The sequence below is a fragment of the Deinococcus gobiensis I-0 genome (assembly GCF_000252445.1).
GTDB classification, from domain to species: domain Bacteria; phylum Deinococcota; class Deinococci; order Deinococcales; family Deinococcaceae; genus Deinococcus; species Deinococcus gobiensis.
In genome coordinates this window covers 828094-854584 of sequence record NC_017790.1, presented here as the reverse complement: position 1 = coordinate 854584, position 26491 = coordinate 828094, and the positions used below count along the sequence as shown (strand labels likewise).

The 26491-nt window shown below is 71.2% G+C and carries 24 protein-coding genes; 7 read left to right on the top strand and 17 right to left on the bottom strand.

The genetic code is table 11. The features are described from left to right. Positions 1 to 9 precede the first annotated feature (9 nt). Positions 10 to 987 carry a zinc-binding dehydrogenase gene (locus DGO_RS03880; protein ID WP_014684179.1) on the top strand — a complete coding sequence of 326 codons (978 nt, stop codon included), beginning with the start codon at positions 10 to 12 and terminating at the stop codon, positions 985 to 987. A 62-nt stretch (positions 988 to 1049) separates the two neighbouring features. Here the strand turns inward: DGO_RS03880 and DGO_RS03875 are convergent, their stop codons facing one another. The 8 genes from DGO_RS03875 to ureG form a co-directional block, all read right to left on the bottom strand. Next, complete coding sequence (locus DGO_RS03875; protein WP_014684178.1) at positions 1050 to 2882, bottom strand: glycoside hydrolase family 3 protein; 1833 nt, start codon at positions 2880 to 2882, stop codon at positions 1050 to 1052. A 29-nt stretch (positions 2883 to 2911) separates the two neighbouring features. Beyond that, positions 2912 to 3958: an ABC transporter ATP-binding protein gene (locus DGO_RS03870; protein ID WP_014684177.1), complete on the bottom strand. Its 1047-nt coding sequence runs from the start codon at positions 3956 to 3958 to the stop codon at positions 2912 to 2914. Then, a complete protein-coding gene (locus tag DGO_RS03865) occupies positions 3945 to 5891 on the bottom strand; it encodes a dipeptide/oligopeptide/nickel ABC transporter permease/ATP-binding protein (RefSeq protein WP_014684176.1) in 1947 nt (648 codons plus the stop codon). Before DGO_RS03865 ends, DGO_RS03870 begins: the two co-directional genes overlap by 14 nt. Further along, entirely contained in the window at positions 5888 to 6874 is a 987-nt protein-coding gene (locus DGO_RS03860) for an ABC transporter permease (RefSeq protein WP_014684175.1), read from the bottom strand. Before DGO_RS03860 ends, DGO_RS03865 begins: the two co-directional genes overlap by 4 nt. Positions 6875 to 6977: 103 nt before the next feature. Beyond that, on the bottom strand, positions 6978 to 8606 hold the full coding sequence (locus DGO_RS03855) for an ABC transporter substrate-binding protein (RefSeq protein ID WP_014684174.1): 1629 nt from the start codon (positions 8604 to 8606) through the stop codon (positions 6978 to 6980). Between the two features lie 74 nt (positions 8607 to 8680). After that, positions 8681 to 9886, bottom strand: a complete 1206-nt coding sequence (locus DGO_RS03850) for an ROK family transcriptional regulator (RefSeq protein ID WP_014684173.1) — start codon at positions 9884 to 9886, stop codon at positions 8681 to 8683. Between the two features lie 132 nt (positions 9887 to 10018). Further along, complete coding sequence (locus tag DGO_RS03845) at positions 10019 to 10819, bottom strand: urease accessory protein UreD (RefSeq protein ID WP_014684172.1); 801 nt, start codon at positions 10817 to 10819, stop codon at positions 10019 to 10021. Then, a complete protein-coding gene (gene ureG, locus DGO_RS03840) occupies positions 10816 to 11466 on the bottom strand; it encodes an urease accessory protein UreG (RefSeq protein WP_014684171.1) in 651 nt (216 codons plus the stop codon). Before ureG ends, DGO_RS03845 begins: the two co-directional genes overlap by 4 nt. A gap of 240 nt (positions 11467 to 11706) precedes the next feature. Here ureG and DGO_RS03835 point away from each other — a divergent pair, with 240 nt between their 5' ends. The 6 genes from DGO_RS03835 to DGO_RS03810 all read left to right on the top strand — a co-directional run bounded on the left by DGO_RS03835 (position 11707) and on the right by DGO_RS03810 (position 16405). Beyond that, on the top strand, positions 11707 to 12390 hold the full coding sequence (locus DGO_RS03835) for an urease subunit gamma (protein WP_014684170.1): 684 nt from the start codon (positions 11707 to 11709) through the stop codon (positions 12388 to 12390). A 55-nt stretch (positions 12391 to 12445) separates the two neighbouring features. Continuing rightward, positions 12446 to 14167 carry an urease subunit alpha gene (gene ureC / locus DGO_RS03830; RefSeq protein ID WP_014684169.1) on the top strand — a complete coding sequence of 574 codons (1722 nt, stop codon included), beginning with the start codon at positions 12446 to 12448 and terminating at the stop codon, positions 14165 to 14167. Positions 14168 to 14273: 106 nt separating this feature from the next. Next, positions 14274 to 14615, top strand: a complete 342-nt coding sequence (locus tag DGO_RS03825) for a hydrogenase maturation nickel metallochaperone HypA/HybF (protein WP_014684168.1) — start codon at positions 14274 to 14276, stop codon at positions 14613 to 14615. 13 nt (positions 14616 to 14628) lie between these two features. Then, complete coding sequence (hypB, locus tag DGO_RS03820) at positions 14629 to 15291, top strand: hydrogenase nickel incorporation protein HypB (RefSeq protein WP_014684167.1); 663 nt, start codon at positions 14629 to 14631, stop codon at positions 15289 to 15291. Next, a complete protein-coding gene (locus DGO_RS03815; RefSeq protein ID WP_226991437.1) occupies positions 15258 to 15767 on the top strand; it encodes an urease accessory protein UreE in 510 nt (169 codons plus the stop codon). Before hypB ends, DGO_RS03815 begins: the two co-directional genes overlap by 34 nt. Beyond that, positions 15764 to 16405 (top strand): urease accessory protein UreF, encoded by a 642-nt coding sequence (locus tag DGO_RS03810; RefSeq protein WP_014684165.1) that lies wholly within the window; start codon positions 15764 to 15766, stop codon positions 16403 to 16405. Before DGO_RS03815 ends, DGO_RS03810 begins: the two co-directional genes overlap by 4 nt. Positions 16406 to 16487: 82 nt before the next feature. On the opposite strand, the gene DGO_RS03805 is transcribed toward DGO_RS03810, so the two are convergent. Genes DGO_RS03805 through DGO_RS03765 form a run of 9 tightly spaced genes read right to left on the bottom strand, consistent with a single transcriptional unit; the run spans position 16488 to position 26407 of the window. Further along, on the bottom strand, positions 16488 to 17570 hold the full coding sequence (locus DGO_RS03805) for an aminopeptidase (RefSeq protein WP_043800980.1): 1083 nt from the start codon (positions 17568 to 17570) through the stop codon (positions 16488 to 16490). Further along, positions 17567 to 18349, bottom strand: coding sequence for an SDR family oxidoreductase (locus DGO_RS03800; RefSeq protein ID WP_014684163.1), 783 nt, complete (start codon positions 18347 to 18349; stop codon positions 17567 to 17569). Before DGO_RS03800 ends, DGO_RS03805 begins: the two co-directional genes overlap by 4 nt. Continuing rightward, positions 18346 to 19029 carry an RraA family protein gene (locus tag DGO_RS03795; RefSeq protein WP_226991436.1) on the bottom strand — a complete coding sequence of 228 codons (684 nt, stop codon included), beginning with the start codon at positions 19027 to 19029 and terminating at the stop codon, positions 18346 to 18348. Before DGO_RS03795 ends, DGO_RS03800 begins: the two co-directional genes overlap by 4 nt. Next, positions 19026 to 20660, bottom strand: coding sequence for a DUF885 family protein (locus DGO_RS03790; RefSeq protein ID WP_043800977.1), 1635 nt, complete (start codon positions 20658 to 20660; stop codon positions 19026 to 19028). The genes DGO_RS03795 and DGO_RS03790 overlap by 4 nt, the downstream gene beginning before the upstream one ends. Beyond that, a complete protein-coding gene (locus DGO_RS03785) occupies positions 20657 to 21808 on the bottom strand; it encodes a Gfo/Idh/MocA family protein (RefSeq protein WP_014684160.1) in 1152 nt (383 codons plus the stop codon). Before DGO_RS03785 ends, DGO_RS03790 begins: the two co-directional genes overlap by 4 nt. Next, positions 21805 to 22884, bottom strand: a complete 1080-nt coding sequence (locus tag DGO_RS03780) for a ketopantoate reductase family protein (protein WP_043800974.1) — start codon at positions 22882 to 22884, stop codon at positions 21805 to 21807. The genes DGO_RS03785 and DGO_RS03780 overlap by 4 nt, the downstream gene beginning before the upstream one ends. 59 nt (positions 22885 to 22943) lie before the next feature. Further along, positions 22944 to 23843 (bottom strand): oligopeptide ABC transporter permease, encoded by a 900-nt coding sequence (opp4C, locus tag DGO_RS03775; RefSeq protein ID WP_083847204.1) that lies wholly within the window; start codon positions 23841 to 23843, stop codon positions 22944 to 22946. Next, positions 23836 to 24789: an ABC transporter permease gene (locus tag DGO_RS03770; RefSeq protein WP_043800972.1), complete on the bottom strand. Its 954-nt coding sequence runs from the start codon at positions 24787 to 24789 to the stop codon at positions 23836 to 23838. Before DGO_RS03770 ends, opp4C begins: the two co-directional genes overlap by 8 nt. A 55-nt stretch (positions 24790 to 24844) precedes the next feature. Further along, positions 24845 to 26407, bottom strand: a complete 1563-nt coding sequence (locus DGO_RS03765) for a peptide ABC transporter substrate-binding protein (RefSeq protein ID WP_226991435.1) — start codon at positions 26405 to 26407, stop codon at positions 24845 to 24847. Positions 26408 to 26491: the final 84 nt, after the last annotated feature.

Here is a 26491-nt window from a genome sequence, read left to right as displayed (position 1 = left end):
GACCCCACCATGAAAAGCATCGTCTACACGCAGTTTGGAGAACCCGAAACCGTCCTGGGCCTGGGCGAGGTCGCCCTGCCCGAGCCCGGCCCCCGTCAGGTCCGGATCCGCACCCATCTGGCCGCGATCCACAACCACGACCTCTGGACCGTGCGCGGCAGCTACGGTCACAAGCCCACGCTGCCCGCCACCGGCGGCACCGAGGCCGTGGGCACGGTCGACGCCGTGGGCGAGGGCGTGGACCGCGCCCTGATCGGCCGCCGCGTGAACAGCGCCTCGGGCACCGGCACCTGGAGCGAGTACTTCCTGGCCCCGGCCGCCGGCCTCGTGCCGCTGCCCGACGCCGTGACCGACGAAGCCGCCGCCCAGCTGATCGCCATGCCCCTGAGCGCCCTGTCGCTGCTGGACTTCCTGAACGTGCAGCCCGGCGACTGGATCATCCAGAACACGGCCAACGGCGCGGTCGGCAAGACGCTGGCGATGCTCACGGAGGCGCGCGGCGTCCACACCATCAACCTCGTGCGGCGCGACGCGGGCCTGACCGAGATGGCCGACCTGGGCATCCGCAACGTCGTCTCGACCGCGCAGCCCGGCTGGAAAGATCAGGTGCGCGCCCTGCACGGCGACGCCCCCATCCGCGCGGCCGTGGACTCCATCGGCGGCGACGCCTCGGGCGACCTCGCGGACCTGCTGGGCAGCGACGGCCTGCTCGTGTCCTTCGGGACCATGTCGGGCGGCCCCATGCACATCCCCTCGGGCGACGTGATCTTCAAGCACCTGACGGTCAAGGGCTTCTGGGGCAGCCGCATCATCGCGGACATGCCCGCCGAGGAGCGCACCCGCCTGATCCGCGAACTCGTCGGGCTGGTCGCCGGGGGGCAACTGCGCCTGCCGGTTGAGGCCACCTACGCCCTGGCGGACATCCGGCAGGCGGTCCAGGCGTCGCTGACGCCCGGCAAGTCGGGCAAGGTGCTGCTGCGCCCCTGACCTTTGAGGCAGGGAGGGGCCGGGGAGAAAGCAGTCTTCTCCCCGGCCCCTCCCTGCTCTACTCAGTCGGCCGCCGTGACCGGCAGGCGCCCGGGTTCTCCGGCCGTCTCCCCCGCCCCGACCCGGAACAGCGCGTCCGACCCCGCGCGGCGCGGCAGGTCGGCCAGCGTGCGCGGCCAGTCGAAGGACAGCCGCCCGGTGAAGGGCCGCGCGCCCAGCAGCACGTCGGCCAGCCCGGCCCCCTCGCTGCCGGGCAGCCACGCGGCGACGAAGGCGTCCCAGCCCTCCAGGTCCGGCGCGACGATCAGGGGGCGGCCCGAGTACAGCACCACGGCCACCTGGTCGCAGCGGGCCCGCATCCGCGCGACGAGAGTACGGTGCTCGCCGGTCAGGGCCAGTGACGAGCGGTCGCCCATGCCCTCGGCGTAGGGTTCCTCGGCCAGCACGACGAAACCCAGGGGAAAGCGTTCCTCGCCTTCTCCGGCCGGGGCATACTCGATCCGGCGCCCGCCGGCCCCGGCCCGCAGCCCCTCCAGCAGCGTGGTGCCGGTGGTCGTCGCGCCCTCGCCGCCCATCCAGGTGATCGTCCAGCCGCCGCATTGCAGGCCCAGGTCGTCGGCGGCCTTTCCGGCCACGAGCAGCCGGGCGTCATCGGGCAGCGGAAATACGCCCCCGTTCTTGAGGAGCACGGCCGATTTGGCGGCGGCCTCGCGGGCCAGGGCGCGGTGGGCGTCCGAGCCGACCTCGGAGAGCAGGGCCGGGTCGGTGTGCGGCTGCCCGAACAGCCCCAGGGCGTGCTTGGTATTCAGGATGCGGCGCACGGCGTCGTCGATGCGCTCGCCACTGACCTCCCCCGCCTGGACCGCGCGGCGTAGCGAGGCGATGAAGCTCTCGTAGTCGAAGGGCACCATCACCATGTCCACGCCCGCGTTGATGGACTCACGCACGGCGGTGTCGAAGTCGGGCGACACCTGCTGCACGCCCTCCCAGTCCGAGACGACGAAGCCGCCGAAATCCAGCTCGCCCTTGAGCACGTCGGTGACGAGGTACCGGTGCGCGTGCATCTTGAGGCCCTGCCAGCTGCTGTACGACACCATCACGTTCAGGGCTCCGGCTTGAAGCGCGGCGCGGTAGGGCGGCAGGTGAACGGTGCGCAGCGTCTCCTCATCAATGGTGGAGTCGCCCTGGTCGATCTGCCACGCTCCCTTGTCCAGCAGGGTCACGAAGTCCTCGCCCATCTGGGCGATTGCCAGGGTGCGGTCATGGTCAGGATCGGTCATGCGGGCGCGCTTGCCGCTGCCCCAGTCGGTCGCCCCGTCGGCGATGAAGTGCTTGACCGAGGGCAGCACGGCGGTAGGTGAGTTCCAGCCCTCGCCCTTGAAGCCCTCCACGAGCGCGGCGGCCAGCCGGCCCACGAGCGCCGGGTCCTGGCCGTAGCCCTCGTAGCTGCGGCCCCAGCGGAAGTCCTGCGGGATGCTCACGGCGGGCGCGAAGGCCCAGCGCACGTTCGTGGCGGCGGCCTCCAGCGCGGTCACGCGGCCGATGCGGCGCAGCAGCTCCGGGTCGTTCGTCGCCCCCAGGCCGACGTTGTGCGGGAAGATGGTCGCCCCCACCACGTTGTTGTGCCCATGTACGGCGTCCGATCCGTAGAGTAGCGGGATCTTCAGGCGCGACTCCTGCGCCTCGGCGATAAAGGCCGTCACCATGTCGCGCCAGCCCTGGGGGCTGTTGGGGTCGGGGTTGCCGCCGCCGCCGCTCAGGACCGAGCCCAGGCCGAGGCGGGCCACGTCGCCGGGCTTCACACTGTTCTTTTCGGGCTGGGTCATCTGGCCGATCTTTTCGTCCAATGTCATGCGCGCGAGGAGGTCTTCGACGAAGGGGATGTGCTGGAGCATGGAACCGTCCTTGTGCGGAAAAATCCGGATCAGATCTGGGCGTGGGGAGCCGCAGGCCGCTGGAAATGGAGGGGTGGCTGCGCGGCCAGCGCCGGGTCGTGGAGGATGCAGCGGGCCTGGTGGCCCGGCCCCACGTCGTACATGCGGGGCAGGCCGCCCTGGCACGCGGCGCGGGCGTGCGGGCAGCGCGGCTCGAAGGGACAGCCGGGCGGCAGGTGGCCCAGGTCGGGCACCTCACCGCGCGCCTCCAGCGGGCCGGCCCCGAGGTTGCCCTCGGGCTTGGGCGCGGCGCTCCGGAGCAGCTGCGTGTAGGGCATCTGGGGGTTGCCGATCACCGCCTCGGAAGGACCGATCTCGACGAGGTGCCCGGCGTACATCACGGCGACGCGGTCGCTCATGTAGCGCGCGCCCGCGAGGTCGTGGGTGATGAACAGCATGGACAGGCCCTCCTGGTCGCGCAGGTCGAGCAGCAGGTTCATGATGTCGAGCCGGATGGACACGTCGAGCGCCGAGGTCGGCTCGTCGGCCAGGATCACGCCGGGGCGCGCGGCCAGGGCGCGGGCGATCACCACCCGCTGGCGCTGCCCGCCCGAGAGTTCGTGGGGCCGTTTGGCGGCGTAGTCCGCGCCGGGCGAGAGGCCCACGCGCTCCAGCAGCGCCGCGACCTGCGGCCCCACCTCGCGCCCGCGCGCCAGCCCGTGAATCTGGAGGGGCCGCCCCACGATGTAGCCCACCGTATGCAGCGGGTTGAGGCTGGCGAAGGGGTCCTGGAAGATCATCTGGACCTGCCGGCGGAAGGACTGCAGGGAGCGGCCCGAGAGCCGCGCGGGAACCGGCTGGCCGTTCAGGCGCAGCGCGCCGCGCGTCGGCTCGTGCAGGCGCGAGAGCAGGCGGGCGACGGTGCTCTTGCCGCTGCCGGACTCGCCCACCAGCCCCAGCACCTCGCCGCGCCCGAGGGTGAGGGTCACGTCGTTCACGGCGGTCACGCTGCGGCCGGACCTCCCCACCGTGAACACCTTGGTCAGGCCGTCCAGTTCCAGGGAGGGGGCAACGGGCGCGGGATCAGTCGGCGGCATCGGGGTACTCCTGGGGTTTGACAGCCGTCGAGTGCAGGAAGCACGCGACGCGGTGGCCCGGCGCGATCTCCACGCTGGCGGGTTTCTGGGTGTCGCACCTGCCGGGCATGCGGCTCGGGCAGCGGTCGAAAAAGGGGCAGCCGGGAGAGTCGGCGCTCAGCGGTGGAGGCCGGCCCGGAATGCCGCCCCGGCGCTCGCGCGGGCCGTCCAGCGGCGGGAAGGCGTGCATGAGGCGCTCGGTGTAGGGGTGCAGCGGGCGGGCGTAGAGGTCGGCGGCCGGCGCCTCCTCGATGATCTCGCCCGCGTACATGATGGCGATGCGGTCACTCATCTCGACGAGCAGCGACAGGTCGTGCGTGATGAAGACGACCGAGATGCCCAGGCGGCGGCGGGCCGCGTCGATTTCCTGGAGGATCTGGCGCTGGACCACCACGTCGAGCGCCGTGGTCGGCTCGTCCATCACGACGAGTTTGGGTTCGAGGGCCAGCGCGATGGCGATCACCACGCGCTGCTTCATGCCGCCCGAGAGCTGGTGTGGGTAGGCAGCCAGATAGTCCGGGCGGATGCCCACCAGCTCGAACAGTTCGCGGGCGCGGGCCTCCAGCCGGGCCGGGTCCTTCACGCCGTGCGCCTGCATCGCGTCGTATACCTGTTCGCGCACGCGCAGCACGGGGTTGAGGATGTTCATGCTCGCCTGGAACACCACCGAGTAGTCGCGCCAGCGCACCCGGCGCAGCTCCTCGGGGCTCAGCGACAGCAGGTCCTGGCCCGACAGGCGCGACTCGCCGCCGAAGACCGTGCCCGGAGCTTCGAGCAGCCGCGTCGCCGCAAAGGCCAGGGTGGACTTGCCGCAGCCCGACTCGCCCGCCAGCCCCACGAACTCGCCCGGCGCGATGTCCAGCGACACGTCGCGCACGGCCCGCACGCGCCCGCTGCCCGCGCGGCCCGTGCGCGGCGTGAGGTAGCCGGCGTCGAGGTGCGAGACGGCCAGCAGCGGCGCGGCAGCCGGGGCAGTGGCCGGGGCGGACGTGGCGGCCAGGGCCGGGGCCACCTTCGCCCGGCCCGCCCGGCGCCGGTCCCTGCGGCGGCCCATCCCCGCATTCACGATGCGCGGGTTGGTGATCTCGTCGATGCCGAAGTTGATGAGCGCGAAGGCCGTGCCCAGCAGCGCGATCATCAGGCCGGGCGCGGCGATCCACCACCACGCGCCCTGGAGAAGCGCGCCGCGCGCCCCGGCCCAGTACAGCATGGTGCCCCAGGTGACCTGCGATACGTCGCCCATGCCCAGGTAGGCCAGCCCGGCCTCCGACAGCACGGCGTAGAGCGCGGTGCCGAAGAAGCTCGCCGCGATGAGGCCCGCGAGGTTGGGCAGCATCTCCGCGAAGATGATGCGCAGCGGGCGCTCGCCCGAGGCGATGGCGGCCGACACGAAGTCGCGCCCGCGCAGCGCCAGCGCCTGCGAGCGCAGCACCCGCGCGCCCCAGGCCCAGCCGGTGAGCGCGATGACGATGATGATGGACCACACGCCGCCGCCGCGCAGAAAAGCGCTGGCGATGATGAGCAGCGGCAGCCCCGGCAGCACCAGGAAGACGTTGACGAGCACGTTGATGGCCTCGTCGGTCTTGCCCCCGAAGTAGGCCGCCGTGAGTCCCAGCGCCGTGCCGATGAAGGTGGCGACGATGCCGGCCGCGAAGCCGATGAGCAGCGTGAGCCGCGCGCCGTACAGCAGCTGCGTCCAGATGTCCTGGCCCAGCGCGGTCGTGCCCAGGAGGTGCCCGGCCTGCGGCGGCAGCCACGTCCCGAAGTCCTGCGAGGTGGGCGAGTAGGGCGTGAGCAGCGGCGCGAAGAGCGCCAGCGCGAACATGAGGAGCAGCAGCGCCGCCCCGGCCGCCGCGCGCGGCGAGCGCCGCAGGAAGGTCAGGAGACTTTTCATCCGGCCTTCCCGTCGCGCACGCGCGGGTCGAGGACGGCGTACAGCGCGTCCACGATGAAGTTGGCGATGAGCACCGCCAGGGCGATGAACAGGAAGATGGCCTGCATGAGCGGGTAGTCCAGCGTGGTCACGGCGTTGTAGAGCTGGAGGCCCAGCCCCGGGTACGAGAACACCGTCTCGGTCAGGATGCTGCCGCCCACCACGAAGCCCAGCGCCATGCCGAAAGCCGTGAAGCTCGGCAGCAGGGCGTTGCGCAGCACATAGCGGTTGAGCAGCCGCCCCTCGCTCAGGCCCTTGGCGCGGGCGAAGGCGACGTAGTCCTCGCCCATCACGCCCATCACGTTGTTGCGCATGGTGATCAGCCAGCCGCCCGCCGCCGTCACCACGATGGTCAGGGCCGGCAGCGCGGCGTGGCGCAGCAGGCTCTTCCACCAGTCGGCGCTGAACTGCGTCAGGAAGGGGTCGAGGCTGCCACTCAGCGGAAAGGTGCCGGTGCGGAAGGCCAGCAGGTACAGCAGCAGCAGCGCGAACCAGAAGTACGGCATGGAGTTCAGGAACAGGGCGATGGGCGGCAGGGCGTCTGCCACCCGCCCCCCCCGGCGCCACGCGCTGTACAGACCCAGGGCGCTGCCCAGCAGAAAGGCCAGAACGGTGCAGATGCCCACCAGCCCGATGGTCCAGGGCGCGGCCTGGGCGACGATGTCCACGACCGGCGTCGGAAACTGCCCGATGGAGCGCCCGAAGTCGCCGCGCAGCATGTGGCCCAGGTAGGTCACGTACTGCGTCAGGAGGCTGCCCTGGTCGTTCAGGCCGTAGGCGACCGTCAGGGCGTCCACCGCCGAGGGGTCGAGCTTGCCCTGGTACTTGGCGAGCATCGCGCCGATGGGATCGCCGGGCACGAGGCGCGGCAGGACGAAGTTGAGCGTGACCGCCGCCCAGAGGGTCAGCAGCAGGAACAGGAATTTGCGCAGCAGGTAGGGCATGCAAACCTCCGACGAACCCGTGGGGAGGTCACGGGTTCGTCCGGGCGGAGTGGGGGCTGGCGGTGGAAACGGGGGCCGACCGGACAGCGGCCCCCGTTCCCGCTCACTTGGGCTTGACGTTCAGGTACATCAGGCGGGCGCCCGCCGTGTCGTCGGCCGTGCCCGAGTTGTAGGGGTTCTGGGCAGTCGGGAAGCCGGTGAAGCGTACCGTCGAGTAGTTCGAGAACTCCGAGCGGTCGGTGAGCGGCAGCCAGGGCATGTCGGTCATGACCGCCCTGACGATGGTCGCCATGGCCTTTTTCTGGGCGGCCGTGTCGCTGGTGCTCTGGAACTGCGTCAGGGCCGCCGTGACGGCGGGGTTGGTGTAGCGCGAGAGGTTGCTGGGCGCGGTCTTGCCCACCGCCGCGCTGTACTCGGGCCCGAAGCTCTGGTTGAACAGGTAGTAGGGGGTCGGGCCGCCGCCCCAGCCCCAGCTGATGCCCATGTCGAAGGTGCCCGTTTGCAGGCCGCCCGAGTAGCTGCTCCAGGCCTGCTGGTCGATCTGGGTGTTCAGGCCGATCTTCTTGAGGTCGCCGCCGACGACCTGCGCCATCGTGATGAAGTCGGTCCAGCCCGCGCCGACCAGGATCTTGAAGGTGGGCAGCGGCTTGCCGTCCTTGCCCAGGCGCACGCCCTGGGCGTTCTTCTTGTAGCCGGCCCGGGTCAGGGCGGCGTCGGCGGCGGCCATGTCGTACTTCAGGCTGGCGGTGCCGGCCGGGAGCCACTGCGCCTGCTGCCCCGGGATGATGCCGCTGCTGTGGGCGGCCTTGGCGGCCCCGGCGTAGGCCTTCTCGGCCACGTTCGCGGTGTTGACCCCCTGCGAGAGCGCGCGCCGGAAGGCCGGGTCATTGAAGGGCGCCTTGGTGGTATTGAAGTACAGGTAGTTGTCGCCCGTCACCGGCCACCAGAACTGGTTGTTGGGGCCTTTCTTCTGGTAGCCGTTCACGGGGTCGGCCTGCCCGACGTAGCCGTAGTCGGCCTCGCCCTTCAGGAGCTTGAGGAGCGCGGCGTCGTTGCTGTTCGTCGAGACCCACACCACCGCGTCGATGTAGGGCTGGCCCTTCATCCAGTAGTTGGGGTTTTTCAGCACCCGCAGGGCCTGCTGGCTGTAGGCGTCGAAGGTGAAGGGGCCGGTGCCCACCGGCTTGGCGTTCGTCTCGGTGAGCGGCGAGGTGATCTTGCTCCAGATGGCCTCGGGCACGATCATCTGCCCGGCGATGTAGGGGAAGATGGTCGTGTTGGCCTTCGAGAAGGTCAGGACCAGGGTCGTGTCGTTCGTGGCCTTGGCGCCCGCCAGCCCGTTTTTCCAGATGGCCGAGGTGTCCAGCGCCGGATACTGCTTGAGGTAGTTGAAGGTGAAGGCCGCGTCGCGGGCGCTGAAGGCCGAGCCGTCGTGCCACTTCACGCCGGGGCGGGTGGAGACGGTCAGGGTCTTGTTGTCGGCGCTCCAGGTGTACTTGGTGCCCAGGACCGGCGTCACCTTGCCGTTCAGGGTGTTCACGTAGAACAGCGACTCGTATATGGCGCTGTTGGTCGGCAGCAGGTGCTGGTCGCCGGGCGCGAAGGGGTTGAAGTTCTGCGCGCCCCACTGGGTCGGGCGCACCACGGTAAAGACGTTCTTGGGCTGCTGCGCGTGGGCGGAGACGGTCAGGGCGGCGGCCAGCACGGCGGTCAGGGTCAGGAGCTTTCGCATTCGGTGTTCCTTTTGGAACCAGGGCGGGTTCCGGCGCAGGCAGGGGGCAGGGCGGGGGACAACGTGGAGGGCCGCTACATGGGTCCGGCCAGGGCGGGCGGCGCGGCGCGGGCGGGCGGCCCCTGCTCGTGGTCCCCGAAAAACTGCTCGACGACCAGTCCGGCGGCGCCGCAGGCCCAGGCGTCGTCGCCCCAGGGCTCGACCAGCAGCGGCAACCGGCGCGGTTCCGGCGCATGCAGGTGGGCGTACAGCGCCCCGCGCATCGGCGCGAACAGCGGCTCGCCCAGGCGCACGCCCTCGCCGCCCACGATGATCAGTTCGGGGTCGAGCAGGTTGGCGGCCTGCGCCAGCGCGCGCCCCAGCCGCTCGCCCGCCTCCGCCACCAGGGCCAGGGCGCGGGGGTCGCCATCCGCGACCAGCGCGGCGAAATCGGCGGGGCCGTGCAGGCCTACCCCCGACTCGGCCAGCCGCTGCGCGAGGCTCGGCTCGGAGGCGTAGGCCTCCAGGCAGCCGCGCTTGCCGCACTCGCACAGACGGCCGCCCGGTTCCGAGAGCAGGTGCCCCAGTTCGCCCGCGCCGCCCCGGCCGCCCCGGTACAGTTCGCCGCCCAGCACCAGCCCCGAGCCGATGCCGCGCCCCACCGTGACCACCAGAAAGTCGCGGGCGTGCTTTCCCCGGCCCATCAGGCGCTCGGCGGTGGCGAAGGCGTTCACGTCGTTGTCGGCCCAGACCGGCACGCCGGTCGCCTCCGAGATCAGCGCGGTGATGGGCACGTTGCGCCAGCCCAGGCGAAAGGAGGACATGCACAGGCCGCTGCGCGGGTCGATGTTGCCCGCCAGCCCCAGCCCCACCCCGCCCAGACGCCCGCGCCCCAGCCCCGCCTGCGCGAGCAGGTCGTCGGTGGCCCGCGCGGCGGCGGCGGTCACGCTCTGCGGGGTGTGGTCGGCGTACTCGACCGTGGTACCGGCCAGGGTCCGCAGCGAGAGATCGGTCAGGACCGCTTCCAGCCGGGTTTCCATGACCTTGAGCCCCACCGCGAAGTGCCCGGCGTAGTTCACGTCGAGCGGCACCGCCCGGCCCCGGCTCGCCTGCTGCGACTGCTCGACGAGCAGCGCCTCGGCGATCAGGTCGGCCGTGACAAAGGACACGGCGGCCGTACTGAGCTGTGTGCGCTGCGCGAGCTGGGTCCGGCTCAGCGGTCCGTGACGGCGCAGCTCGTTGAGAATCATGGCGCGGTGGATGACCCGCGCGGCCCGCTGGTCCACTTTCTGGGAGCGCATGTCGTCTCCTTTACTTAATTAATTTAATGACCCTGCCAGCTTAGTCAGCCCCCCCGGAGATGTCAAGCGGCGTCCCTGGCCGGCCCCCGCCCGCCAGGGACGCCCTCCCGGCCCCGCCTTTTTCCGCTCCTCTCAGCGGCGCACGCGCAGGGGCGGCGCGCCGAACAGCTGGGCGCGCAGCGCCTCGCGGGCCACGCCCAGCGCCGTATCCAGCACCGGCCCGCGCGCGGCGGCCCCGCGCAGCCACACGGCCCCGCCCGCCGTGCGCCCGGTCGCCAGGATCCCCGCTGTGGCGGGCCAGTCGGTGACCTCGCCCGCACCGACCCATACGCCGCTCGCCGCGTAGTCGCGCGCCGCCCAGATGCCCGGCGCGCGGGTCTCGTCTCCCGGCACGAGGCGCTGGCGGTCGAGGTAGACCCGCCGCCCCCCCTGCCAGACCTCGGTGCGGCTGTCGTACTCGGCGAAACGCAGGCGCTCGCCGCTGTGGACCCGGCCCGAGGCCAGGGTCTCGCTCAGACCCAGTTCGGCGCCCGGTTCCAGCTCGGCGCGCAGGGTCTGGCGCAGGCGGCTGCCCGCGAAGGGCAGGGTGCGTTCGGGGTAGTATTCCAGCCGCGCGCCCGCCGCCACCCTGAACCGGAGGTCCTGCGTGGCGGCGGCCCCGTCCGGCGAGGGCTGCACGCGCGCCGCCGACTGCGTGAGGACCAGCGCCCGCGCGCCCGGCTCGACCTCCACCCGGATCTCGCTGTGGTCCCCGCCCAGCACGCCGCCGGTCGGGTTCACGATGAACACCATCAGAGTGCCGCAGGGCAGTTCGAAGGGCCGCACGACCATCAGAGGCGCTTTCTGGCGGTCGCGCAGCAGCGCCGTCCGGCCGCCGCGCCGGGCGAAGTGCAGGTGCAGCTCCCCGGTGCGCGTCCGGCGGGTCAGGGTCACGGCCGCAACCCGACCTGTGGCCCCGGCACGTCCAGAAACAGCAGGTCACGCTCGATCCAGGCGATCACGTCGGCGACCCCCTGGCCCCGTTTCAGGTCGGAAAAGACGTAGGGCCGCACCTCGCCCCCCACGGTGCGCTGCGCGCGGGCGTCGCGGTCCATGACCCCCAGGTCGGCCCCCACCAGCGGCGCGAGGTCGGTCTTGTTGATGACGAGCAGGTCGGAGGCCCGGATGCCCGGCCCCCCCTTGCGCGGCACCTTTTCCCCGCCCGACACGTCGAGGACGAAAATCCAGGCGTCCACGAGTTCCGGCGAGAAGCTGCTCGCGAGGTTGTCGCCCCCCGACTCGATGAGCAGCAGTTCGAGTGCCGGAAAATCGGCCTGGAGGGCCTCGACGGCTTCCTGATTCAGCGAGGAGTCCTCGCGGATGGCGGTGTGGGGACACCCGCCGGTCTGCACGCCCCGGATGCGCTCGGGGGGCAGCGCCGCCGCCTGCGTCAGAATCCGCTGGTCCTCGAAGGTGTAGATGTCGTTGGTGATGACGCCGAGTTCGTAGCGTCCGCGCAGCTCGCGGCACAGGCGTTCGAGCAGCGCCGTCTTGCCGCTGCCGACCGGACCGCCGACGCCGATTTTCAGGGGAAGAGTCATGGGCCTCCTTGCGGGGGACCGGAGGCCGCTGTGGCCGCCCGGCCTCTGCCGCCCCATTCTGAGGGGGCGGTCGCCGCAGGCGCGCGACCCGGTCTGTGCAGCCCGGCCAGGCCGCACATCGAGGGCGGATCTGTGGGCCGGCAGACACTTGTTTAGAACTGCGCAGGACGGCGCGCGCCCGGGCCCATTAGGTTGAGCGCAGCGGAAAAGCCGGCAGGGACCGGCCGCCGGGGAGACCTCATGCAACTGACCGAGCGGGAGCGCGACAAACTGCTGATCTTCACGGCGGCCGAGCTGGCGCGGCAAAGGCGCGCGCGCGGCCTGAAGCTCAATCACCCCGAGGCGGTCGCCCTGATCACCGCCGAGGTGCTGGAGGGCATCCGCGAGGGCCGCAGCGTCGAGGACCTGATGGGCTGGGGGACGACCATCCTCACGCCCGACGACGTGATGGACGGCGTCCCGGCGATGATCTACGACATCCAGGTGGAGGGCACCTTTCCCGACGGCACCAAGCTGGTCACCATCCACGACCCCATCCGGGGCGCGGGCGGCGGCGTGCCGGGCGAGTACCTGCTCGGAGACGGCGAGATCGAACTGAACGCCGGCCTGCCCGTGACCACGCTGACGGTCGCCAACCGCGCCGACCGGCCCATTCAGGTCGGGAGCCACTTCCACTTCTTCGAGGTGAACGCGGCCCTGCACTTCGCGCGCGCCGACGCCTACGGCCAGCGCCTGAACATCGCCGCCGGGACCGCCGTGCGTTTCGAGCCGGGCGAGGAGCGCGAGGTGGAACTCGTGCCACTGGGCGGCGAGCGTACGGTCTACGGCATGAACGCCCTGGTGGGCGGCGACCTCGACGCCCCCGGCGCGCGCGAGGCGGCGCTGGAACGGGCGCGGGCGGCCGGCTTCGGGGGCGCGGAATGAAGGGGCCGACCCTGCGGCCTGATCTCCCGACCTCCCCCCTTCCCCTGGAGACCCCATGAAACTCACCCGCCGCCAGTACGCCGACCTCTACGGCCCCACGACCGGCGACCGGGTGCGGCTGGGCGACACCGCGCTGCTCGTCGAGATCGAGCGCGACCTCACCACCTACGGCGAGGAGGTGAAGTTCGGCGGCGGCAAGGTGATCCGCGACGGCCTGGGCCAGAGCAGCACCGCCACGCGCGCCGACCCGAATGTGCCCGACCTGGTCATCACGAACGCGGTCATCCTCGACCACTGGGGCGTCGTCAAGGCCGACGTGGGCGTCCGGGACGGGCGCATCTGCGCCATCGGGAAGGCAGGTAACCCCGGCATCCAGACCGGGGTCATGCCGGGGCTGACCATCGGGGCGAGCACCGAGATCGTGGCGGGCGAGGGGCACATCCTCACGGCGGGGGGGGTGGACACCCACATCCACTTCATCGCGCCGCAGCAGGCCTGGACCGCGCTGGAATCGGGCGTGACCACCATGATCGGCGGGGGCACCGGCCCGACGGCGGGCACCTCGGCCACGACCTGCACGCCGGGCGAGTGGCACATCCGGCGGATGCTGGAGAGTCTGGCGGGTCTGCCGCTGAATTTCGGGCTGCTGGGCAAGGGCAACGCGAGCACCAAGGCGCCCCTGGCCGAGCAGATCCGCGCCGGGGCGCTGGGCCTGAAATTACACGAGGACTGGGGCACGACCCCCGCCGCCATCGACGCGGCCCTGAGCGTGGCCGACGAATTCGACATCCAGGTCGCCATCCACACCGATACCCTCAACGAGTCGGGCTTCGTCGAGGACAGCATCCGGGCCTTTGCGGGGCGCACCATCCACACCTTCCATACCGAGGGCGCGGGCGGCGGGCACGCGCCGGACATCATCCGGGTGGCGGGGCTGCCCAACGTGCTGCCCAGTTCCACCAACCCGACCATGCCCTTCACGGTGAACACCATCCACGAGCACCTCGACATGCTGATGGTGTGCCACCACCTCTCGCCGCGCATCCCGGAGGACGTGAGCTTTGCCGAAAGCCGCATCCGGCCCGAGACCATCGCCGCCGAGGACGTGCTGCACGACCTGGGCGTGTTCTCGATGATGAGCAGCGACTCGCAGGCGATGGGCCGGGTGGGCGAGGTGATCTCCCGGACGTGGCAGGCGGCGCACAAGATGAAGGTGCAGCGCGGCCCGCTGGGCATTCCGGGCCTGGGGGGCGACGGGCGGGCCGACAACCTGCGGGCGCGGCGCTACGTCGCCAAATACACCATCAACCCGGCGGTCGCGCACGGCATCGCGCACGAGGTCGGCAGCGTGGAGGTGGGCAAACTGGCCGACCTCGTCCTGTGGAAACCGGCCTTTTTCGGTGTCAAGACGGCGATGGTCATCAAGGGCGGCTTCGTGGTCGCCGCGCAGATGGGCGACCCCGGCGCGAGCATCCCCACACCGCAGCCGGTGTATCCGCGCCCGATGTTCGCGGCGCACGGCGGCGGCCTGGACGCGACCTGCCTGCATTTCGTGTCGGGAGCGAGTCTGGAGTCGGGCACGCTGCCCGAGGTGGGCCGCCGCTACGCCGCCGTGTCGCACACGCGCGACATCGGCAAGCGCGACATGGTCCTGAACGCCGAGACGCCCGACATCGAGGTCAACCCCGAGACCTACGAGGTGCGCGTGAACGGCGAAGTGGTGACCTGCGAACCGGCCGAGACGCTGCCGCTCACACAGAAATACTTCCTGTTCTGAGATGGAGGCCCGCCCTTGACCCCTCCCCTGATGTCGCGCCCGGCCCTGCCCGGCGACCTCGACGCGCTGGACGTGCTGGCGACCCAGCCGCGTGGGCGGGCCTGACATGCACGAGTCCTCTGTCGCTCTGGCCTTGATCGAGGTCGCCGGGGACGTGCTGCGCGAACATGGCGCGGCGCGGGCCACCGCCCTGACCGTGCGGATCGGCGCGTGGTCGAGTGTGGTTCCCGCCGCCCTGGCCGCCGCCTTTCCCGCCGCCGCCGAGGGCACGCCGCTGGCCGGGGCGCGGCTGACGGTCGTGGCCGTGCCGGGGGTGGGCGAGTGCCCGCAGCACGGCCCGGTGACGCTGGAGGTCGCGCGTGGGCTGAGCTGCCCGCTGTGCGGCGCGCCGACGCCCCGGCTGCTGGAAGGCGACGAACTGGAACTCGACGAACTGGAACTGGCATGACCGAGGAGAAACGATGACCACCACCACACCCCGCATCGTCACGGTGCGGCAGAAGATCCTGAAGGCCAACGACCTCACGGCCGCCGAGAACCGCAGCGCCTTTGCGGCGGCGGGGGTGCGGGCCATCAATCTCGTGAGCAGCCCCGGCGCGGGCAAGACGGCGCTGCTCGAGCGCACGCTGCGCGACCTCGCGGGCACGCGGCGCATGGCGGTCGCGGTGGGCGACCTCGCCACCGAGAACGACGCCGCGCGGCTGCGGCAGTGGGGGGCGCAGGCCGAACAGATCGTGACCGGCACGGTCTGTCACCTCGACGCGGCGATGGTCCAGGGCGTGCTGCCCCGTTTCGACCTCGCCGGGCTGGACGTGCTGTTTCTGGAGAACGTGGGCAACCTCGTATGTCCGAGCAGCTACGATCTGGGCGAGGCGGCCCGCGCGGTCCTGATCTCGACCACCGAGGGCGAGGACAAGCCGCTGAAATACCCCACCATGTTCAATACCGCCGACGTGGTGGTCATCACGAAGGGCGATCTGGCCGAGGCCGTCGAATTCGACCGCGACCTGTGCCGCGAGAATATCGGCCGCGCGCGCCCCGGCGTGCCGATCATCGAGCTGAGCAGCAAGAAGGGCAGCGGCCTGGACGAGTGGTACGCCTTCGTGCAGGGAGACCGGACCTGACACGCCTGACCGGGCTGCGCCGGGCCGTGCTGCCGCAGCCGGGCGTGCCGGATTCCCCGCCGCCCGGCACGCAGGCGGTCGCCATTTCCATGAGCGCCGCCGACCGCCGACGGGTGCGCCGCCGCCTGACGGCCCCCGACGGCGAGGAGCTGCGCCTGGCCTACCCGACCGGCACGGTCCTCTCGCCCGGACAGGTGCTGGAGGTCCGGGCGGGCGTGGCCTACGTGGTCGCGGCGGCTGACGAGGACGTGGCCGCCGTCGCGCCGCGCAGTCTGGCCGAGGCCGCGCGGGTCGCGCACGCGGTGGGCAACCTCCACCGGGACTTCGTGGAGGCCGGGGAAGGCCTCTTCCTGACGCCGTGGGACGCCCCTATGGAACTGCTGCTCACGCGGCTGGACGTGCCCTTCACGCGCCAGGCCCGGCCCTTTCTGGGTCGGCCCTCCTGGGAACACGGACCGTCCGGAGCCGGGCCGTGAACCTGCGCCTGCTGCAACTGTGCGACTCCGCCTTTCCGGCAGGGGCCTACGCTTTCAGCGACGGCCTGGAAACCCTCACCACCCGGGGCGAGGTCGGCGGCGCCGCCGACCTGACCGCCTTCCTGCGCGGGCAGCTCGCGCACGGCTGGGGCGTGCAGGACGCGCCCGCCTGCGCGCTCGCCTGGAGGGCCGGGGCCGGAGCGCTGCGCGACCTCGACGCGCTGCTCGACGACCTCAAGCTGGTCGAGGGTCCGCGCCGCGCCAGCCTGCGGGTCGGGGTCAACCTGCGCCGGGCGGCCCGCACGCTGTGGCCCGCCGAAGAGGGTGCACTCTGCCCCACCCGGCACCACGCGACCACCTTCGGGGCGCTGGCGGGGGCGCTGGGGGCGACGCGCGAGGCGGCGGTCACGGCCTACGTCTCGGCGTGGCTGCTGGGACGCGCGACCTCCGCCACGCGCCTCATGCGCCTGGGGGGACTGGAGGCCCAGGCCTGCGCCGCCGCCTGCGAGGCCGGGGCGCTGGCCTGCGTAGAGGCGGCGCTGCTCGCCACACCGGAAGACCTCGGCGGTTTCTCGCCGCTGCTCGACGTGGCGGCGGCCGAGCAGGCCGGCCTGGAGAGCCGGCTGTTCCAGACCTGAGCGGCCCGAGGGCTGAACGGCTGGTGTGCTCCCCAGGCCCCCGTGCGCGCGGGGCTGGGGGCACACCCCCTCCCCCGTCTTCTCAGCAGAACTGGCCGTCGCGCTGGAAGGGCTGACCGTCGAGCAGGATCTCGCCGCCCGGCCGCAGGTCCCGGATCATGTCCCAGTGCAGGGCCGAACGGTTGGTGCCGCCGGTCTCCGGGTAGCTGTTGCCCAGCGCGAGGTGAACCGTCCCGCTGATCTTCTCGTCGAACAGGATGTTCATGCTGGGGCGCTGAATTCCCGCGTTCGTGCCGATGCCGAGTTCGCCCACGTATCTGGCCCCGTCGTCCGTCTGGAGGGCCGCCTGGAGGGCGTCGTCGCCTTCCTCGGCATGGGCCTCGACCACGCGCCCCCCCTCGAAACGCAGCCGGATGTCGCGGACCCGCTGGCCCTGGAAGGTCGTGGGCAGGTCGTAGTGGATCACGCCCTCGGCGCTGTCCTCGTGCGGCCCGGTGAAGACCTCGCCGCTGGGCATGTTGCGCTTGCCGTCGCTGTTCACCCATTGCCGCCCGGCGATGTTCAGGCGCAGGTCGGTGCCGGGCGCCACGAGACGTACCTCCTCGGCGGCCGACAGCCGCCCGATGAGGTCGGCCTGCTGCGCGCGCACGGCGGCCCAGGCCGCGACCGGGTCGGGCCGGTCCAGAAACAGCGCGCTGCTCACGAACCGTTCGTACTCGTCCAGGGCCATGCCCGCCATCTGCGCGCCGTCCGGCGTCGGGTAGAGCGTCAGGGTCCAGCGGCGCTGCGCGCGGGCCGCGGCGACCGGCTGGGCCGTGCGTGTGTGCCGCGCCTGGCGCGCCGGGTCGCCGGGGCGGGGCCGCTGCGGCGTGAGAATCCGGATGCTGGCCTGGACACTCTCCATGTCGGCCAGGTCGGCCGGGTGCAGGTGGTCGAGCAGGTGGTCGGGGGCCAGCCGCAGGAAGTCCTCCTGCTGCCCCGGGTAGTCGAGCCGCAGGACCGGCTGCGCGCCGCGCCCGAGCAGCGCCCGGTGGATGCCCTCGACCAGGGGCAGCGCCAGGGTGGTGCAGGCCACGAGCACCCGGTCGCCCGGCTGGGCGTCGATGCAGTACTCGACCATCAGGCGGGCGTGCTGCTCGGGGTCGTATGCGCCGGGACCCGTCACAGGTTGGTCACCGCCCCGCCGTCCACGAGCAGGGTGCTGCCCGTGATGTACGAAGCCACCGGAGAACACAGGAAGGCCGCCACCCGCCCGAACTCCGCCGGATCGCCCAGACGGCCCAGCGGAATCTCGCGCTCGGTCTGGGCGCGCACCTGTTCCCAGGTCCGGCCCTCGCGGGCGGCCCGCGCCTCGTCGAGTTCCTGGATACGCTCGGTCAGGACCCGGCCCGGCGCGATGCAGTTCACGGCGATGTCCGGCGCGAGTTCGAGGCTCAGGGACTTCATGAGGCCCTGCACAGCGGGCCGCAGCGCGTTGGAGAGGGTCAGGTTGGGCAGCGGCCGCCTGACGCTGGAACTGACGATGGTCAGGATCCGGCCGCCCCCGGCCCGCAGGTGGGGCAGGGCCGCGCGGGTGAGCCGCACCGTGCTCATGAGGGTGAGGTCGAAGGCCTCGGCCCAGGCGGCGTCGTCGAAACGCTCGAAACCGCCCGGTGCCGGCCCGCCCGCGTTGCACACCAGAATGCCCAGGCCCCCGAGCGCCTCGGCGGCCTGCTCGACGACGGCCGTGCAGGCCGCCGGATCGCGCACATCCGCCTCCAGGGCGAGCACAGGCGCGCCGGTGGCCGCCGTGATCTCCTGGGCGGCCTCCTGTGCGCGGGTCAGGTCACGCGAGCACAACGCCACCGCCGCGCCCTCGCGCGCCAGTTCGAGGGCCGTGGCGAAGCCCAGGCCGCTGCTGGCCGCCGTGACCAGCGCCGGGGTCGGCGTCCTGAAAAGCTTCATACGTGCCCGTAGCGCGCCAGCACGTCGGGCAGGGTGGCCCCGGCCTCCAGGTCGGCGCGGATGAGGCGTTCCTTCTCGGTCAGGGCCTCAGCCTTGACGAGCACGTCGGCGGCCAGCTCGGCCGGAATGACGATGGCCCCGTCGAAATCCGCCAGGATGAAGTCGCCGGGCCGCACGGTGACCTGTCTGGCGGTCGCCCCCGGCAGGTAGACCGGCACCTGCCAGGCGTTGACCTGCCAGCGGCCGATGGACTGCACCGGGGTCCGGTAGCGCGCGAAGACCGGATAGTCCATGCGGTCGAGCCACTCGATGTCCCGGATGCCGCCGTCCACGAGCGCGCCCACGCTGCCCCGGTACTGCATGCCGCGCGCGATGAGTTCCCCGAAAAAGCAGATGCCCTCGGCCCCGCCGCCGCTCCAGACGCTCAGCTCGTCAGGGCCGATGCCGGCGACCGCCTCCATCTTGCGGGGGTCCCCGGTGCCGGGGTAGGGGGTGAGCTGGCCCCGGACGGTGTAGGCCCAGCCCGCCATCTTTTCGAGGCGCTGGCGGATGGGCCAGAAGTCGGCGCTCAGGCCCAGGTCGGGGTGGCCGAGTTCGTCGAGGATGTCGGCGACATTGGCGGTGTCGACCTTCAGGTAGCGTTGCCGCAGGTCGCGGCGTTCTTCGGCGTTCAGGGTCACGAGGGGCCTCCGGAAGGGGCGGGAAGGGGGGGAGTGGGGATCAGCCAGTGGACCGGGGCGTGGCCGTGCGCCAGCAGCCAGTCGTGGACGGCGCGGGGGCGCTCGGCCTCGCCGGAGCGCAGCGCCCGGATCTGTTCGGTGCCCAGCCAGTACATCAGGCGGGTGGCGGGCAGCATGCTGTTGCGGGTGCTCTCGGCCCAGATGCGGGCCTCGGGAAAGCCCACCTCCGAGCGGTAGTACTCGCGCATCCCGTCCAGCGTCCAGTCGCCCAGGTGCAGGCGCAGGTCGGCAATGCAGCAGGCCGCGTTGCGCCGCTCGAAACTCTTGAGCAGCAGGGCCTCTTCGGGGGTGTAAAAACCGGGCGCTTCGAGCAGCAGGTCCTCGGCGTAGCAGGCCCAGCCCTCGACCGCCGTGCCGGAACTCAGGAACACCAGGCCCAGCGCGCCGTCGGTCCCGCCGAGCCGGGCCAGCCGCGACGGGGCCTGGCGGGCGAAGGCGTTCTGCGTGTGGTGCCCGACCGACCCGTGGTGGACGGCGTGGACGAGCTTGATGAAGCTGACGCTGGGCGGCGGCCCGTCCTGGGTCACCCAGTACACGCTGCCCGTTCCGGCGCGCCCGGCGGCCGGCGAGCGGTAGAACAGGAAATACAGCTCCCTGGACACCTCGCGCGCCCAGGCGGGCATGGGCACGAAGGACAGGGCGTAGTCCCGCGCCCCCGTGACCAGCCCGCAGGCCTCGGCCGCCCGCAGGGCCTCGCGGTGCCAGTGCTCGTAGGTGGCGACCAGGGCCTCGGGGTCGGGGCGTACGGCGTCCAGCCCGCGCAGCACCTCCCGCCAGTCCTGCCCGAAGGCCCGCGCGTCCTCGGCGAGTTCGGCACTCAGGCGCCCGAAGGCCGCCTCGGCGCGCGCCAGGGCCTCGCGGGGACCGAAGGGCAGGCCGTGGACCTCCCGCATCAGGAAGTCCAGATGGGCCTCACCGCAGGCCACCGGCACGTCGGCGCGCCCGGCCAGGGGGCCGCGCAGCAGGGTAGCCAGGTGCGTGGCCGCCTCCGCGCCCTGTTTGGCCGCCACGACGAGTTCCGGGTCGCGGGGCACGTCGGGGTGCAGCCACAGCTCCGCACCCAGGAACTGCGCCAAGGCGCCGGCCTCCTGCGCCGCACGGAACGCCCAGTCGGCGGGCAGGGCGGCGGCCCCGAGCTGCCCGGCCGCCTCGGCAAAGAACCGGGGCAGGTCGTTCAGGCGGCCCAGCAGCGCCGCGCGCAGCTCCTGCGGCGATCCGCCGGGGCGGGGCAGCAGCAGCGAGATGATCCCGAAGGCGGCCTCGCCGGTATACCAGGCGGGGTTGCGCCACCTCGGCGCACGCTCCAGCTCGGCCAGCAGGTGGCGCAGCTGGCCGTCCAGCAGCCGCAGGTCCAGCCGCTCGCCCGCAGACAGGGCGGCGGCCCCCGGCAGCTCCGGGGCCAGCTCGGCCCGCAGCGCCTCCAGCGCCCCGCGCTCCTGCGCCTCCACCTCCGGGCCGGCCGGGGGCAGGCGGTGGTCGTGGCCGGGCAACCCCATGAAGGTCAGGTCCACCGGCCGGAACTGCCCGTGGACCGCCAGATAGCGGTCAACGAGCGCGGACGGCGAGGTCACAGGGCCGCCGCCGATTCGGCGTGTTCCTCGGGGTACAGCGGCAGGTCCACCCAGCGGCGCCCGGTGGCCGACTGCACGATGGCGTTCACGACCTCCTGGCTCTTGGCCCCGTCGTAGAAGGTGCATTCCTCGGGCGTGCCGTCCAGGATCTCGTCCACGAAATGCCGCACGAGGTTGCGGTAATACAGCTCCGGCCAGGGGGTATGCAGCGTGGTGCCGGGCGGGTAGGCCGACTCGGGCAGGGCCACGTCCCGGAACTCGACCTGCTCGGCGGTGGCGAAGCGCAGCGTCTCGGCCACCCCGTTTTCCTCGACCAGCCGCGCCACGGCCGCTCCCTTGCTGCCGTAGACCCGCAGCTCGACACCGGGGTAGTTGCCGACGGCGACGTAACTCGTCTGCAGGATGCCCTGCGCGCCGCTCTCGAATTCGGCCAGCGCGACCGTGCCGTCCTCGACCCGGATGTCCTGAAGGGCCTCGCCGTAGCCGCGCACCACGCGGCGCGGCACGAAGTTGCTCATGCTGCCGATGACGCTGCGGTACTCGCCCGCGCACCAGCGCACGAGGTCCAGCAGGTGCGAGCCGTAGCCCACCACCGAGGAGGGGATGAGCTGGGCGAAATCCGCGCCGCTGGGCACCTGCCGCAGCGGGTAGTGCGGGTCGAGGAACTGGCTGTTCTGTTCCAGGCCGTGCACGTGGTAGATCTCGCCCAGCGTGCCGTCCCGGATCCAGCGGTGGATCTGCCGGATGGCGGGCGAGTAGCGGAAGGTGAAGCCGAGCTTGGTCCGCACGCCCGCCTCGCGCGCCTTGCGGGCGGCCATGAAGGCGTCGGCGGCGTCGTGGGCCAGCGGCTTCTCGCTCAGGACGTGCTTGCCGGCGGCGATGGCGGCCAGGCTCAGGGGCAGGTGCGTCTCAGTGGGGGTGCACACGTCCACCATCTGCACCTCGGAGTCGGCCAGCAGGTCGCGGTGATCGGTGTAGACCCGGCGCACGCCGAAGCGCTCGGCGAGGCGCTGCGCCCGCTCGGGCACCGTGTCGCAGATCGCCACGAGGTCCACCCGGTCGTGGGCGGCGTAGCCGGGCAGGTGCGCGGATTCGGCCCAGGCGTGCGCGCCGATCACGCCGACCCCCAGTTTGGCGGGCGCGCTCATGGCAGCGCCTTGCCGAGGCTCTGGACGTACTGTTCGAGCTCGTCGTAGTTGTGGAAGCCCAGCTCGCGCTGCCCGCCTTCTATCTCGTAGATCATCTCGCACATCCTCGCGTTGAGCCGGGTGTCGGCCCCGACCCGCTGGCCGAAATCGATGAGTTTGCCGTTGCTGGAGCGCACCTCGCTGGGGCGGTTGCGGTACACGATGTCCCACCAGATGCCGCTGCCGCGTTTCTTGAAGGTATGGGTCTGCGGTTTCTGGTCCTTCTTGAGCAGCCAGATGGCGTGGGCGATGTTGTCGAGGAGCTTTTGCGTTTCCTGGGCCGTGCCGGGCTTGTAGTTCGCCGGGTCGAAGAAGTCGAAGGCCTCGACCTGGATGCCGTTGGCCTCCGCGATTTCCAGGGCCTCGCGCACCACCGCCCCGGCCACGCGGGCGTAGCGCTCGTTGCCCAGGCTCTCGGTGATGGGCGCGTTGACCAGGGCGCTGAACACCACCTGCGCGCTGTAGACCTCCTTGGCCCAGATCTGGCCCCAGATGTTGTCCGAAAGCTGCACCTCGGTCAGGGCCTCCAGGCACTTCGCCAGTTCGAGCAGCCGGGGCGTGCGCTCGCCGGTCATCTCCCCGAGCTGGATGGGGCCTTCGTGGACGAACTCGATGTGACCGGGGTCCACGAGTGCGCCGCCGTAGTTGGGGATGCTGCCCATGACCCGCTCGGCCCCGCCCAGCCCGGCCGCTTGCAGACGCGCGATGAGGTCGGGCTCGTTGAAGCCGTTCTGGTAGGACACGACGAAGGTGTCCGGCCCGAACAGGGGCAGTACGCTTTCCAGGGCCTCCAGGCTGTGCTGCGACTTGGTGGCGATCATGACGCATTCGAGGGGACCGGTCAGTTCGTGGGGGTGCAGGGCCTTGACCCCGAAGTGCCGCTCGCCGCGCACGCCGTCGGTGCGCAGGCCGTCCCTCTTGAGGGCGTCGATATGCTCGGCCCAGCGGTCGGTGAGGGTGACGTCGTGGCCCTGGGCGGACATGTAGGCGCCCGCGAGGCCGCCGATGGCGCCGGCCCCAATGATGGTGATCTTCATGGTTGTTTCCTTTGACGCGGTGGATCAGGCGAGGCGAAGGGGAAGGGGAACCCGCAGGGTCAGGAGCGGGGGTCGAGGGCGTCGCGCAGTCCGTCGCCCAGGAAGTTGACGGCCAGCACGGTCACGAGGATCATCAGTCCCGGGAAGACGGCCAGCCACGGCGCGCCCTGGAGCCACTGGCTCGCGGAGTTCAGCAGGTTGCCCCAGGTGGGGGTCGGCGGCTGGACGCCCAGGCCCAGGAAGCTCAGCGCGCTTTCGAGCATGATCGCCCCGCCCACCGCCAGGGTCGTGGACACGACCACCGGCCCCAGGGCGTTGGGCAGGATGTGGCGGAACATGATGCGGCCGTGGCTGCCGCCCAGCGCCCGGCTGGCCTCGACGTACTCGCGCTCGCGCAGGCTCATGAACTGGCCCCGGATCAGGCGGGCGGTGCCCATCCAGCCCAGCGCCCCGATGATGCACACGAGCAGGGTCACGCTCGGGCGGATCATGCCGCTGACCAGGATGACCAGGGGCAGCAGCGGAATGGACAGCACCACGTCCGTCAGGCGCATGAGCAGCGTGTCGGTCCAGCCCCGGTAGTAGCCCGAGAGCGCGCCCACGAGGGTCCCCAGCAGGGTCGCGATGAGCGCGCTGCTGATGCCGACCGCCAGCGAGATGCGCGCGCCGTACAGCACCCGCGTGAAGGCGTCGCGGCCCAGCTCGTCGGTGCCCATCGGGTGCGCGTGGCTGGGCGGCTGCGGCGTGCCGATGATCTCCAGGTCCTGCCCGTCGAAGGTGTAGGGCGTCAGGTGCGGCGCGAGGATCGCCAGCAGGCCCAGCACGAGCAGCACCCCGAGGCTCACGAGGGCGAGCCGGTGCTTGAGGAACTGACGCAGGAAGCGGTGCCAGGGCGTGTCGTGGGACCGGCGCGGGGCGGCCGGGGCGGGCGCGTGGCCCGGCAGGGCGGGGTCAGTCATAGCGGATCCTTGGGTCGGCGGCGGCGTAGGCCAGGTCGGCCAGCACGTTGCTGACGACCAGCGCGAAGGAACCGAGCATCATCAGGGCCATCAGTACGGGGTAGTCGCGCCCGTTCATGCTCTCGATGAACAGGCGGCCGATGCCCGGCCAGGCGAAGATCGTCTCGGTGATGACCGCGCCCGCCAGAATTCCCGCGAAATCCAGCGCGACCACCGTGATGACGGGAATCAGGGCGTTGCGCAGCGCGTGGCGGTACACCACCTTGCGCTCGGTCAGGCCCTTGGCCTTGGCGGTGCGCACGTAGTCCTGGCTCAGGACCTCGACCATGCTCGACCGCATGTAGCGGCTCCAGCCCGCGACGCTGGCGAAAGCCAGGATCAGCGCGGGCATCAGCAGGTGGCGCAGCAGGTCGGGCAGCGAACCGTCCCCGATGGTCTGCATGCCGGCCGACGGCAGGATGCGCCAGTGGACCGAGAACAGCAGTTGCAGCATCAGCGCCAGCCAGAACACCGGCATGCTGATGCCCAGGAAGGACATGAACGTGATGCCGTAGTCCACCGACGAGTAGCGGCGCACGGCGCTCAGGATGCCCAGCGGCACGGCGACGAGCAGGGCCAGCAGGAAGCTCGACCCGCCCAGCAGCACAGTCGGCCACAGCCGCTCGGCGATCTCGGTCGTGACCGGACGCGCCGTGCGGATGGAGTAGCCCCATTCCCCGGACACGAAGGCCGTCACCCATTTCGTGTACTGCACGGGCAGCGGCTGGTCGAGGCCCAGGGCGACCTTCATCTGGTCCAGGGCCTCCTGGGACACGCTGGGGTTGTCGGCGTACACGTCCATCGGGGTGCCCGGAGCCAGGTGCAGCACGCCGAAGAGCAGCAGCGACACGCCCAGCAGCAGGGGAATGGTGCCCAGCGTCCGTTTGATCAGGTAGTTCAGGTTCAAGGTCAGGCTCCCTCGGCCCGGGGGAAGCGCGCGTGGGCGGCCTCCCCCCGGCGGCTCACTTCTTGAGGTACCAGCGGCTCGTGTCCACGAAGTTGGTCATGTTCGTCGGGTTCGGGACGAAGTTGCCCAGCTTGTCGGTCACGGCGATCACCGACAGGTTGGAGGTGACCGGAATGGTCGGGAGCTGGCGCATGAGCTCGACCTGGAAGTCCATGAGCGCCTTTTTCTGGATGTCCGGGTCGAGGGTGTTCTCGGCGCGGTCGAGCAGCGCGTCGATGCGGGCGTTGCTGAAGCCCTGGCCGTTGTTCACGCCGCCCGTCTTGAAAAAGACGCTGTAGACCGGGTCGGCGCTGGTGATCCAGCCGCTGTAGAACACGTCGTAGCCGCCCTTGTAGCGCGCTTCGCGGAAGGCCACCCCGGTCTTGTTGTCGGGCACGAGTTCGATTCCGACCGCCTTGAGGCTGCCGATGATGACCTGCTGGGCGAGTTCGTCGTTGGCGCGCCCGGCCTGCACCAGAATCTTGTAGCTCAGGCGCTCGCCGTTCTTGGCACGGATGCCGTCAGGGCCGGGCTTGTAGCCCGCCGCGTCGAGCAGCGCCCGGGCCTTGGCCGGGTCGTAGGGGTACTTCGGCACGTTCTTGTTGCTCGCGGCGAACACGGGCACGACCACCGTGTCGAGCGGCACCGGGTAGCCGCCGAGCGCCTTGGAGATGGCCGACTTGTTGATGGCGTAGGCGAAGGCCTGCCGGACGTTCAGGTCGCGCAGCGAGGCCGGCCCCTTGAAGTTGAAGTCGAGGTGCTGCCAGCTCAGGACGTTGTTCTTGACGATGTTCATGCCCGGCACGGCGTCGAGCTGCGTGACCTGGGCGTAGGGCACCGAAGACGTCATCTGGATTTCGCCGGACTTGAGCTGCGTGACCAGGGTGTTGCTGTCCGGGATGATCTTGAACACGATCTGGTCGAGGTAGGGCAGCTGCACGCCCTTGCTGTCCTTGCGCCAGTAGTACGGGTTGCGCTCGACGATCACGTACTGGCCCCGGCGGAACTCCTTGACCTTGAACGGCCCGGTGCCCAGCGGTTTTTCGTTGTATACGTCGGTGTTGAGGTCCTTGCCTTCCAGGGCGTGCTTGGGGAAGATGCCGAAGGTGAACAGGGTGCTGGCGTAGTCGGGGGCCACCCGCTTGTAGTTGACGACCGCCGTATAGGCGTCGGGCGTCGTGATGGACTCGATGTCGTCGCTGCCGTCCTTGGACTCGGCCGTGAACTTGGGGTTCTTGATGGCCTCCCAGGTGAACTTCACGTCGGCGCTCGTGAAAGGCTTGCCGTCGGACCACTTCACGTCGCGCCGCAGCTTGTAGGTGATGGTCATCTTCTTGCCGTCGGCGCTGAGCTTGATGCCCCCGTTCTTGAGGGTGGGCACGGCGGTCGCCAGCACGGGCACGTAGTTGGCGTTCTTGTCGGGGGCGAGCAGCCCTTCGACCACCGTGGCCTGCACGTCGCCGAGGTAACCGGTGGAATACACGTTGAGCGTGTCGATGTCGTAGCTCAGGCCGACCGTGAGCGTGCCGCCCCGTTGCTGGGCCGTCGCAGTTCCGCAGAGCAGAACGCCACTAAGCATCAGCAGGAGGGAGGCTTTCCGGGATGCGGAACGGGGATGTACGGGTCTGGACTTCATGGGACCTCCTGAACAGGGGACTTGGAG